This window comes from Clostridium sp. CTA-19 (assembly GCF_054767855.1).
In genome coordinates this window covers 21191-32769 of record NZ_BAAABH010000010.1, presented here as the reverse complement: position 1 = coordinate 32769, position 11579 = coordinate 21191, and the positions used below count along the sequence as shown (strand labels likewise).

Here is an 11579-nt window from a genome sequence, read left to right as displayed (position 1 = left end):
AACTAGAAGATGGTTAGTTTTGTAACACCCTTTTTTCATATATTCTAGCCTTTGGAATAATAATATATAAATGTTATAATTGAAGAAAATATTAAATAAGGTGAAGATATAATGAAAATAATATACAAAAAGGATTATGGAGAAATTTATGACTTTTTAACTAGTCTGTGGATAATAGTAAATAAAGATATTTTAGAAGAAAATTTAAAAGAAAGTGAAATTGATTTAGATAAAGACGTATTTAATTTAGATATGGATATATTTAATGTTTTATCTAAGCTTGAGAAGAAAAATGGTATAAAAAAGGAAAGTTTATATTTTTTCTTCTCTCAATATAATAGAAATACAGAAACTTTTAATACTATAGCTCATGGTCTGTTAGGTGCATATGGAAATATAGATAAGCTAGAAGTGTTATTAAATGATTTAGAAGGCTCAAATGAAATATATTTAGTGGAAAAGGTTTTTAAAAGTATCATAGGAGGAAAAGCGATTGAATTAAATACATTGAAAAAGATTTTAAATTCTCAAGAAGATAAAATAGGATTTATAGAATCAATACAATGTACGCCAGAGCAAAAGTGGAATTTAATTTTATTTGCAAATGAACCTAAAAAATATGTTTTAGAATTTTGTGAAATTATAAGAAAATATATAAAAGTGTATGAGAAAAATCTAGAAAAAATGAATAAAATAAAAGTTAAATATAATGATGAATTTGAAAAAAACTTAAGAGAAAATGGATTAGAGTACCTAAAAAACATAAATGATATAATAAATTATGAGAAATTTGATGAAATAATAGTATACCCTCTTTTTGTTAATTTCTTCTCTTTTGTATACAATCTTACTGATGATAAGTTAGAAATAGGTATAGGTTTTAAACATAAAGAGTTTATAGATGAAATTAGGGATAGAAATTCAAATTATAAGAAGTATGATGCTGTTTTGAAGATTTTAGGGGATAAAAGTAAACTAAATATAATTAAGTTATTAAATAAATCAGAAATGTATGGAACGGAAATTGCAGAAAAATTAAATTTAACAACAGCAACAGTATCTCATCATATGTCTCAATTATGTGTTGTAGGATTGGTAACTTTAGATAGAAGTGATACAAAAATATATTATAAGCTTAATAAAAAGAGGTTAAAAGAAGTAGTGCTTTATTTAAAGAATGAATTTGACTTATCAGATTGTTAAAATTATTTTTTGTATTGGAGTAAGAGCTAGATCATATGAAAGATAAAGATCTAGTTCTTCTATTTTAATAATATTAATGTTCTATTAATATTAGATGTATATCTAATATTATACTAGATAAATACCTAATAATGTAATACAATCATATTAGATATACATCTAATATATATTATAAATTTATTAAGGAGTGGAGTATGAGAAAATATTTATTTAGGAACAAAGTATTATTATCTTTTTCAATTTTTATGAGTATAATAATGGCCACATTAAATGTACTACTAGCTTTTATTTTTAAATATATTATCGATAGTTCAGTTAATGGTAGTAAATTAAAATTTAAATATTCAATAGAGATATTTATAATTTATCTTGTTTGTATAGTTATATTTGGCGTACTTGGAGTTATTTGTAGAGAAGTATATATAAAAAAGACAATGATAGATTTAAAAAGGGATATATTTTATAAAATAATAGAAAAAGATATAAAAGGTTTTACTGATGAAAATAGTGGTAAATATATATCTATATTATCTAACGACATGACTATGATAAAAAATGATTATTTTAATAATATATTTAAAATAATCAAAGTGAGTTGGGGTTTTATATTGGCAACTATAAGTATGTTTTTATTGAGTAAAGAAATAACTATAGCTGTTATTATACTAAGTATACTTATGCTTATTATGCCTAAAATATTTGGAGAAAAATTAAGTGAAAAGAAATTGAAGTATTCTAACTCATTAGAAATATTTACCTCGAAAATAAAGGATGTTTTTAATGGATTTGATGTGATAAAAACTTTTAATGTGGAAAGTAGAATGAAAAATGAATATGATAACTGGAATTCACAGGCTCAAGATTATGATTATAGATTTAATGTATATCAATCTATTATAGATGTAATAAGTATGTTTGTAGCATTAAATATATTTTCAGTAGTTTTAATACTAGGTATGTATTTAGTTATAAGAGAAAAAATAGCTATTGGGACAATGCTTGCATGTGTTCAATTATGCAATAATGTAGCCAATCCTATTGCTGAGAGCGTTAGTATTATAAACAATATAAAATCATTAAAAAGTATATCTTGTAAAGTAACAGATATTATGGAAAGTGAGCAAAATGAAAAAGTATATACTAAAAAAGATTCTTTTGATAATGATATTATAATAGATAAATTAACATTTCAATATGACAAAAATAAAAAAGTTCTTAATGATGTTAATTTAAAGTTTGAAAAAGGTAAAAAATATGCAATTGTTGGAGCAAGTGGTTGTGGAAAAAGTACATTATTAAAAATAATATTAAAGTATTATGAAAATTATGAAGGGAGTATAAATATTGATGGGAAAAATTTAAAAAATATATCTACTGATAATCTATATAAAATAGCTACCATGATACATCAGAATGTATTTATATTTGACGCAACATTAAGAGAGAACATTACTCTTTTTGGTGAATATAGTGAAAAAGAAATAGATGATGCTATTAATATTTCAGGGCTTGAAGAAGTGATAGAGAATTTAGAATGTAAATTAGAAAGTAGATTAGGTGAAAATGGGAAAATACTATCTGGTGGAGAAAAACAAAGATTAGCTATAGCAAGAGCTATTATAAAGAAAACTCCCATACTATTTTTAGATGAAGCTACATCATCATTGGATAATGAAATTTCTTATAAAATAGAAAAAACAATATTAAGTATGAAGGATATAACAGGAGTGGTAATAACACATAGACTTTATGAAGATATATTAAAAGAGTACGACGAAATAATAGTAATTAAAGATGGTAATATAATAGAAAAAGGAAATTTCTATAATCTTGTAAATGTAAAAGGATATTTTTACAATCTTTACAGTATAGCATAATTATAAGATTAGTTAAGAAAACTATATTTTGATAGAATATAATTAAATAATATATTAGGTTTTGGAGGTTTTTTATGAATTTAACATGGTTAGGGCATGCGTGCTTTTTAATTGAAACAAATGAAGGTACTAAAATTATTACAGATCCTTTTGATGAGACTGTAGGATATCCTATTTATAAAGGGAAGGTAGATATTGTAACTGTAAGCCATGAGCATTTTGATCATAATTACACTAAGTTTTTTAGTGATTATGCTCAAATAGTGCGTACACCAAAGTCCTTTGATTTTAAAGGTGTATCAATACAAGGATTTCCGTCATTTCATGATGAAGTTAAAGGTGCAAAACGTGGAGAAAATACTATTTTAAAAATAGAGTGTGATGGAATAAAAATTTGTCATTTAGGTGATTTAGGACATTTATTAACAGAGGAAGATATAGACCTTATAGGAGATGTAGATGTGCTTTTAATTCCAGTTGGTGATAACTATACATTAGGTGGAAAAGAAGGTGCTAAATTATCAAAAATGATAAATAGTAAAATAACTATACCTATGCATTATAAAACTCCACAATTAACTTTTGAATTAGATGGAGTAGAAAACTTTTTAACACATATGAAAATTGGAGAAAAGGTTAGTAATAGTTCAATAAATATTGAAGAATATATAGAAGAAAATAAAAAGAAAGTGCTAGTATTAACACTTTCCTAGATAGTAACTTAAGAATAAAAAATAGAGTTATAGTTTAAAAGTGAATAGGTAGTAGAGTTTTACATTAGTCTAAATTAAACTCTACTACTTTATTTTTATTTAAGCTTTCTTTTACATTTATGATTCTTTGATTACTTGAACCTCTATATTTTAAATTATCATCTTTTTTTGATTCATCAAATTTTCCATCAACTAACACATCAATATTTTTAAGTAGTTCATTCCAAGAAGGATTTTTTTCGGAATTTTTCACAATGTGCTCAAATGTATATCCTGTATAACACCAAACGTTTTTATTGGTTTTTTTTATTTCTTTAGCAATTTTAGCAAAAGCATTTGCCTGTTCTAAAGGATCACCACCACTAAATGTTACACCACTTATAAGTGGATTTCTATTTATGTCTTCAATTAGAATATCTAGTTTATAGTCTGTTCCACAACCAAAACCATGGGTATGTGGATTGAAACACTTTTTACAGTTATGTTTACAACCTTGAGCAAATAGAACACGTCTAATACCAGGACCATTATTTAAACTTTCATGTATGATACCAGCTAAATTAACTTTTTCTTCCATGACAAACGACTCCTAACTTATGTAATACTTAGTATAATATTAAGTATACTATAATATTAATGATATAAAAATACTCTTATTTTGTGTATAAAATTGTATAATCGACTACATAATATTAGGTATAGTTTAAATTAACATTAAGTTTTTGATTAATATAAGTTTTATATAATTGACAATGAAAAAGTACTGTACTATAATTTATTTAAAATTGAAAATTTCTTTTTAAAAAGCTACGAATAGGAAAAGTATTTTATCATGTAACTTAAAGAGAGCGAGGGATGGTGTGAACCTTGCAGTGATGGATAAATGAAAATCACCTAGGAGCTGAAAACTGAATTTTAGTAAGTTTATCCGTATTTCTGCGTTAAAGAATAGAGTATTAAATTGTACTTGAATTATCTTACCATAGGTGGTATACCGAAGTTATCTTCGTCCTATTTAGGACGGAGTTTTTTTATTTTTAAAATTTAATACAAATTAGGATGTAAGTATAACTTCTATGTTTTACTATATAAAATTAGGTATAGGAAAGGAGCTAAAAATATGTATAAGAAAATTGATGCTTCTAAAAGTTTTATGGATTTAGAAAAAGATGTATTAAAACTTTGGGAAGAAAAAAATGTAATTCAAAAGAACTTTGATTCAAATGAAGATGGAGAGTATTTCACTTTTTATGATGGACCTCCAACTGCAAACGGGAAACCTCATGTAGGTCACGTTTTAACAAGAGTTATGAAGGATATAATCCCTAGATATAAAGTTATGAAGGGATATAAAGTTTTAAGAAAAGCTGGGTGGGATACTCATGGACTTCCAGTTGAACTTGAAATAGAGAAAAAGCTTGGAATATCAGGAAAACCACAAATAGAAAAGTACGGGGTAGAGGATTTCGTTAAACAATGTAAGGAAAGCGTTTTTACATATGTTGAAATGTGGAGACAAATGTCTGAAAGATTAGCTTATTGGGTAGACATGGATACTCCTTATGTAACTTTCCATAATAATTATATAGAATCTGTTTGGTGGGCATTAAAACAAATGTGGGATAAAGAATTAATTTACAAAGGTTTTAAAATAATGCCTTATTGTCCAAGATGTGGAACTACATTATCTTCACATGAAGTTGCACAAGGATATAAAGATGTAAAAGACAGCTCTGTATATGTTAAATTTAAACTTAAAGATGAAGATAAATATGTTTTAGTTTGGACAACAACTCCTTGGACTTTACCAAGTAACGTTGCCTTAGCTGTTAACAAAAAATATGATTATGTAGAAGTTATTCAAGAAGAAGAACATATAATAGTATCTAAGTCTTTATTAGGAAAATTACAAGGTGAATATGAAATAGTTAGTGAATTTAAAGGTGAAGAGCTTTTAGGCAAAGAGTACGAGCAAATGTTCACATTCGAAACTCCAAATAAAAAAGCATTTTACATTGTTCATGGAGATTATGTAACACTAACTGATGGTACTGGTATAGTTCATATAGCACCTGCATATGGTGATGATGATAGTAAAATCGGTCAATTATATGGATTACCTATGATTAATTTAGTTGATGCAGAAGGTAAATTTGTAGATAAAGTAACTCCTTGGGCTGGAATATTTGTAAAAAAAGCAGATGAAAAAATAATTAATGCATTAAAAGAAGAAGGAAAACTTTATAAGAGTGAAAAATTCTTACACTCATATCCACATTGTTGGAGATGTGATACACCTCTTCTTTATTATCCAAGAGATAGCTGGTTTGTAAAAATGACAGCTGTTAGAGATAAATTAGTAGAAAATAACAATAAAATAAACTGGATGCCAGATAATATTAGAACAGGAAGAATGGGAAATTTCTTAGAAGGTGTTATTGACTGGGGAATTTCAAGAAATAGATACTGGGGTACTCCACTTCCAATATGGGAATGCGAATGCGGACATAGAGAAATGATAGGAAGCATTGCAGAACTTAAGGAAAAAGGAATAAATGTTCCAGACGATATAGAACTTCATAAGCCATATATCGATAATGTGCATTTAAATTGTCCTCATTGTTCTAAAGAAATGACAAGAGTAGAGGAAGTTATAGATTGCTGGTTTGACTCTGGTTCAATGCCATTTGCTCAACATCACTATCCATTTGAAAATAAAGAACTATTTGAAGAGAATTTCCCAGCACAATTTATTTCAGAAGCTGTTGACCAAACAAGAGGATGGTTCTATACATTACTTGCAATATCAACAGTAGTATTTGAAAAGAATCCATTTGAAAACTGTATAGTACTTGGACACGTTTTAGATAAAGACGGATTAAAAATGTCTAAACATAAAGGAAATGTATTAAGTCCATTTACTGTATTAGAAAATCAAGGTGCAGATGCTTTAAGATGGTATTTCTACACTGCTAGTGCACCATGGTTACCATCAAGATTCTATGAAGAGGCAGTTATAGAAGCTCAAAGAAAGTTCATAGGAACATTATGGAATGTATACTCTTTCTATATTTTATATGCTGAGTTAGATAAATTTGATCCAACTAAATACGAAGATTTTGTATCTGAGAATGTAATGGACAAATGGATGATGTCTAAACTTAATTCATTAGTTAAATCCACTGATGAACATTTAGAAAATTATAGAATAACACAAGGTGCTAAAGAACTTGAAGAATTTGTTGATGAACTTTCAAATTGGTATGTAAGAAGAAATAGATCTAGATACTGGGTTGAAGAATTAACAGAAGATAAAATAGGCGCATATATGACACTTTATAGAGTGCTAACTACTTTAGCTAAGATTGCCTCTCCATTTATACCATTTGTAACAGAGGAAATCTATCAAAACTTAGTAGTTGCATTCGATAAAAATGCACCAGAAAGTGTTCACTTATGTAAATGGCCAGAATACAAAGCTGAATTAGCAGATGCTAATTTAGAAGAAGATATGGATAGAGCATATACAATAGTTAAGCTTGGAAGAAGTGCAAGAAATGGAGCTAACATAAAGAATAGACAGCCACTTGGTAAAATGTTAGTTTCTGCAAAGTCTCTTCCAGAGTATTATGGAGATATAGTTAAGGATGAGCTTAATATAAAAGAAGTAGAGCTAGGTGCAGACCTTTCTAAATATGTTAACTTTGAAATAAAACCAAATCTTCCTGTACTAGGAAAGGCTTATGGTAAATTAATACCAGGAATAAGAAAAGCTATTGGCGAAATGAACCAAATGGAACTTGCACAAACTATAAATAATGGAAACACTGTAAATATAGAAGTTAATGGAACTGATATAGAATTAAATAGTGAAAAGTTATTAATAACAATGCAAGGTCTTGAGGGATATGCATTTGCTGGTGAAGGTGAAATGGGAGTAGTTTTAGATACTACAATTACTCAAGAGCTTAGAGAAGAAGGTCATGTAAGAGAGATATTAAGTAAAATCCAAAACATGAGAAAAGAAAGTGGATTTGAAGTTGCAGATAAAATTAATATCTATGTTTCAGGAAATGAAATGTTAGAAAATATAATTAAGAAGTTTGAAGAACAAATAGCAAAAGATACTCTTGCAGTAGAAATTGTTTATGGTGGAAATGCAAACTATCAAGAAGTTAAAGTTAACGGAGAAAATTTAAAACTTACAGTTGAAAAACTATAGTATATTTAGGAGAGTATTTAAAATGATTTTTATTATTTTAGGAGATACTCTCCTTTTATTTTTAAAATTTGTAATAAAAGGTATAGAATGTAGGGAATAAAAATAAAATATATTAGATATCAAGATAATAATTATAGTTATTCTATTGGGAGGATTTTATGGTTTGGGATAAAAATATATTTTATATAATTATTGCATTTAACCTACCTATAATAATTATGTTTTTAGTATTTTTTAGAAATAATATTAATAATAAAATTAATAAAAGAAATTTAAAGGAAAATGAAAATTTAGATGAAGACCTAATTGTTAAAGCTAATAATAAGAAAGTTATAGCTAAAGAACTTATAAAGTCAATTTGCATACCGTCACTATTAATATTTTTTGATTATTATATTTGTATAAAAATGTTGGAAATTCTGTGAATGTTTCAATAAAAACAGGATTAATTGTTAGAAAATTTAATTTATATTTAAAAGAATGTAGACATATTGTTGTTTTATAACATATATTTTAATTTATAGGGAAAAACTATTGTAAATTGCACAAGTATAACTTACTATAGATAGTAAGTTTAATTTATAATAGGAGTGATTAATGTGGCGGCTTCAATAAAAGATGTAGCTAAAGAAGCGGGAGTATCAATAGCAACTGTTTCTAGAGTATTAAATGGTATAAATGTGGTTAATGAGGATACTAAGAAAAAAGTGCTAGATGCTATAGATAAATTAGGCTATAGACCTAACATCTTAGCTAGGAGCTTAAAGACTCATAAATCTAGCACTATAGGGATTATAATTCCAGATATAGCAAGTGATATTTTCCCAGAAGTTGTTAGGGGAGCAGAAGATGTTGCTAATATATATAACTACAATATAATGTTATGTAATACAGACTTGGATATAGAAAAAGAAAAAGATAGTTTTAGAATGTTAAAAGAAAAAATGGTTGACGGTATATTATATATGGGAAATGCTCTTGTAAAAGAAGTAGAAGACTTTATAAATGAACTAGAAATACCTGTAGTAACTGTGGGAACAGAAGATTCCCAAAAAAAATATCCAAGTGTAACTATAGATATATTTCAAGCTGCATATGATGCAACAAAATATCTTATAGAAAAAGGTAATAAAAAAATAGCTTATATTGGATTTTTCCCTGAAATGTATGGAGGAAATTACCAACAATTTTTTGAAGGATATAAAAAAGCTGTTGAAGAAGATTTAGAGTACAATGATAATTTAGTGTATTTTTCATCCTTAAATGCGCAAGAAGGATTTAAAGGTACAAACGAAATATTAAGTAAAAATTCTTTTGATGCTATTTTTTGTAGCAGTGATGAAGTTGCAGTTGGTGCTATAAATGCTTTAAGAGAAAAAAATATAAAAGTGCCAGATGAAGTAAGTGTTATGGGATTTAATGATACAGACTTAGCAGCTATGTATTATCCAACTTTAACAACAGTATCTCAACCACTATATGATATGGGTTCTTTAAGTATGAGAGCTTTAATTAAAATTTTAAATAAAGACGAAATTGATACTAAAGAATTTGTTTTACCATATGAAATAGTTGAAAGAAATTCTTGTAAATAAAAAAAGAGGCAAAGCCTCTTTTTTTTATTCAGATAAATCTCTTTCTAAATCTAAATCTTTATATTCATCAATTTTAGGATTGTCAATTACTGCCTTATGTGTAGATCTTGCATTTTCTTTAGCAAAAGTTGCTCTAGTAGAAAGTGGAGGTAATACAGTAGCAGCACCACCAACGCATCCGCCTTCGCACATCATTCCCTCTATGAAATTACCTTGAAGTCTACCAATACTGGCCATAGTCATAGTTTTCTTTATATCGAAAGGTCCACTTACTTTTATTGGCTTAAATTGAATATCAATACTTTCAGTTTTTATATAATTTTCAATAGCGGAAGTTAATCCACCACCAGCTGCAAAACCACGTCCGTAAATTGAAGCGTCATCGGCTTGTAGAGTTTCACAGTTCTCCGGATCCATATTAAAAGCATCTAAAAGAGCAGAAATTTCTTCAAAAGTTAAAACATAATCTATTATGTCCTTAACATCATCTCTGCGCATTTCTGCTTTTTTTGCTGTACAAGGTCCAATAAAAACTACTTTAGCATCAGGATCTATAGATTTTATATATTTTCCTGTAGCTATCATAGGTGAAACTGTTGATGATATATTCATAGATTCTTTAGGAAATTTTTTATTTATATACGTTAAGAAAGCTGGACAACAAGAATTTGTCATATACTTGCTACCATTATTCATTCTATGAACAAATTCATTACTTTCGTTTATTGTTACGATATCTGCACCACAAGCAGCTTCATACATATCTTTAAACCCTACATTAATAAGTGCAGCTTTAATTTGTCCTAAAGTTACATTAGGGCCAAATTGACCAGCAATTGCAGGTGCAACTACAGCATAAAGGTTTTCTTTGTTTGAAAGTCTTCTTGCTACAGGTTCGATTAAGCTCTTATCAGAGATTGCACCAAAAGGGCAAGCTTTCATGCATGCACCACATTCAATACAAAGTTCTTCTTTAATTAAAGCTCGTCTATCCTCGGCTACTGAAAGAGCACCAGTAGGACATACAACTTTACAAGGTCTTAGAACTTCAGAAATAGCATGATATGGACACTGCTTTTTACATAATCCACATTCTTTACAAAGTTCTTGGTTTATAAAGGCTTTTCCATTAACTCGTACCATAGCCTTAGTTGGACAAACTTCCATGCATTTATGTGCAACGCAACCTCTGCAGGCTTCAGTAACTGTATATTTATTTATTGGACATTTATCACAAGCGGCTTCAACAACATATATAACTTGATCCCTGTTTTTTATATCTTCAAGATGATTCATATCATCTCCTTTAGGTAAGTATCCAGCTGCTAATTTAGCACGTTGACCAACGATCACTCTTTCTTTATAGACACAACACCTGTATTGTGGTTTGTCTTCATCTACTATAGTTTCATGAATTTTACTTAATTCTTCTGTCGTTAGTCTATCTTCTTTAGCTAAAATTGCAACACTTTTTAAAACATTGTGTTTAACTTTTTTTAACTGTGTTTCAAATATAAACATATGAGCATCCCCTTTAATTCATATAATTTTAAGTTGTAAAGTAAGGTAAATAAAATACCTTTCAGTAAAAAAATAGTTATGTTAATTAAGTTATGTAATAAATAATAAAATTTAATTGTTAAAATAGCATTAAAAAATTAATAACAATTTAAGTAATATATGTATTGTTGAATCGTTTTTTTATATAAAAGCTTCAATATATATACAGTAAATGTTTACGTTGCAATATTATTATACTACAAAATGTTAAAAAAATATCCAACTTAACTTGCAAAAATTAAAAAAATATGAATTATTTAGAACATTTTTCAGAAAGATTTAGTATAAACTAAATAATTGTAAAAAAGATACAATTTAAAAGATAAATTTATAATAAAAATAAATAATTTACTAAAAAATACTAAAAAATAACAAAATAAGATAAAAAATTATCATTTATATAATGTGG

Annotated in this window: 8 protein-coding genes and 1 other annotated feature; of the genes, 6 read left to right on the top strand and 2 right to left on the bottom strand. The window is 27.2% G+C overall.

The window, feature by feature from the left end; genetic code table 11:
* Positions 1-111 precede the first annotated feature (111 nt).
* The 3 genes from ACYUE0_RS07315 to ACYUE0_RS07305 all read left to right on the top strand — a co-directional run bounded on the left by ACYUE0_RS07315 (position 112) and on the right by ACYUE0_RS07305 (position 3793).
* Complete coding sequence (locus ACYUE0_RS07315) at positions 112-1203, top strand: ArsR/SmtB family transcription factor (RefSeq protein ID WP_460270039.1); 1092 nt, start codon at positions 112-114, stop codon at positions 1201-1203.
* Positions 1204-1397: 194 nt separating this feature from the next.
* Complete coding sequence (locus ACYUE0_RS07310) at positions 1398-3080, top strand: ABC transporter ATP-binding protein (RefSeq protein WP_460270038.1); 1683 nt, start codon at positions 1398-1400, stop codon at positions 3078-3080.
* A gap of 74 nt (positions 3081-3154) precedes the next feature.
* On the top strand, positions 3155-3793 hold the full coding sequence (locus ACYUE0_RS07305; RefSeq protein ID WP_460270037.1) for an MBL fold metallo-hydrolase: 639 nt from the start codon (positions 3155-3157) through the stop codon (positions 3791-3793).
* A 64-nt stretch (positions 3794-3857) separates the two neighbouring features.
* On the opposite strand, the gene nrdG is transcribed toward ACYUE0_RS07305, so the two are convergent.
* Entirely contained in the window at positions 3858-4370 is a 513-nt protein-coding gene (gene nrdG, locus ACYUE0_RS07300) for an anaerobic ribonucleoside-triphosphate reductase activating protein (RefSeq protein WP_061994051.1), read from the bottom strand.
* A gap of 223 nt (positions 4371-4593) precedes the next feature.
* Positions 4594-4810, top strand: a binding site (T-box leader).
* Between the two features lie 103 nt (positions 4811-4913).
* Here nrdG and ileS point away from each other — a divergent pair.
* The 3 genes from ileS to ACYUE0_RS07285 all read left to right on the top strand — a co-directional run bounded on the left by ileS (position 4914) and on the right by ACYUE0_RS07285 (position 9610).
* Positions 4914-8015 carry an isoleucine--tRNA ligase gene (gene ileS / locus ACYUE0_RS07295; RefSeq protein ID WP_061994052.1) on the top strand — a complete coding sequence of 1034 codons (3102 nt, stop codon included), beginning with the start codon at positions 4914-4916 and terminating at the stop codon, positions 8013-8015.
* Positions 8016-8173: 158 nt separating this feature from the next.
* Positions 8174-8440, top strand: coding sequence for a hypothetical protein (locus ACYUE0_RS07290; protein ID WP_460270036.1), 267 nt, complete (start codon positions 8174-8176; stop codon positions 8438-8440).
* Between the two features lie 174 nt (positions 8441-8614).
* Entirely contained in the window at positions 8615-9610 is a 996-nt protein-coding gene (locus ACYUE0_RS07285) for a substrate-binding domain-containing protein (protein WP_199869279.1), read from the top strand.
* 24 nt (positions 9611-9634) lie between these two features.
* Here ACYUE0_RS07285 and ACYUE0_RS07280 read toward each other — a convergent pair whose 3' ends face one another.
* Positions 9635-11131 carry a 4Fe-4S dicluster domain-containing protein gene (locus tag ACYUE0_RS07280; protein ID WP_061994055.1) on the bottom strand — a complete coding sequence of 499 codons (1497 nt, stop codon included), beginning with the start codon at positions 11129-11131 and terminating at the stop codon, positions 9635-9637.
* Positions 11132-11579: the final 448 nt, after the last annotated feature.

Coding starts and splice junctions, on each gene's coding strand:
- ACYUE0_RS07290 (WP_460270036.1), top strand. CDS start 8,174: ATGGTTTGGGATAAAAATATATTTTATATAATTATTGCATTTAACCTA.
- ACYUE0_RS07280 (WP_061994055.1), bottom strand. CDS start 11,131: ATGTTTATATTTGAAACACAGTTAAAAAAAGTTAAACACAATGTTTTA.
- nrdG (WP_061994051.1), bottom strand. CDS start 4,370: ATGGAAGAAAAAGTTAATTTAGCTGGTATCATACATGAAAGTTTAAAT.
- ileS (WP_061994052.1), top strand. CDS start 4,914: ATGTATAAGAAAATTGATGCTTCTAAAAGTTTTATGGATTTAGAAAAA.
- ACYUE0_RS07305 (WP_460270037.1), top strand. CDS start 3,155: ATGAATTTAACATGGTTAGGGCATGCGTGCTTTTTAATTGAAACAAAT.
- ACYUE0_RS07310 (WP_460270038.1), top strand. CDS start 1,398: ATGAGAAAATATTTATTTAGGAACAAAGTATTATTATCTTTTTCAATT.
- ACYUE0_RS07315 (WP_460270039.1), top strand. CDS start 112: ATGAAAATAATATACAAAAAGGATTATGGAGAAATTTATGACTTTTTA.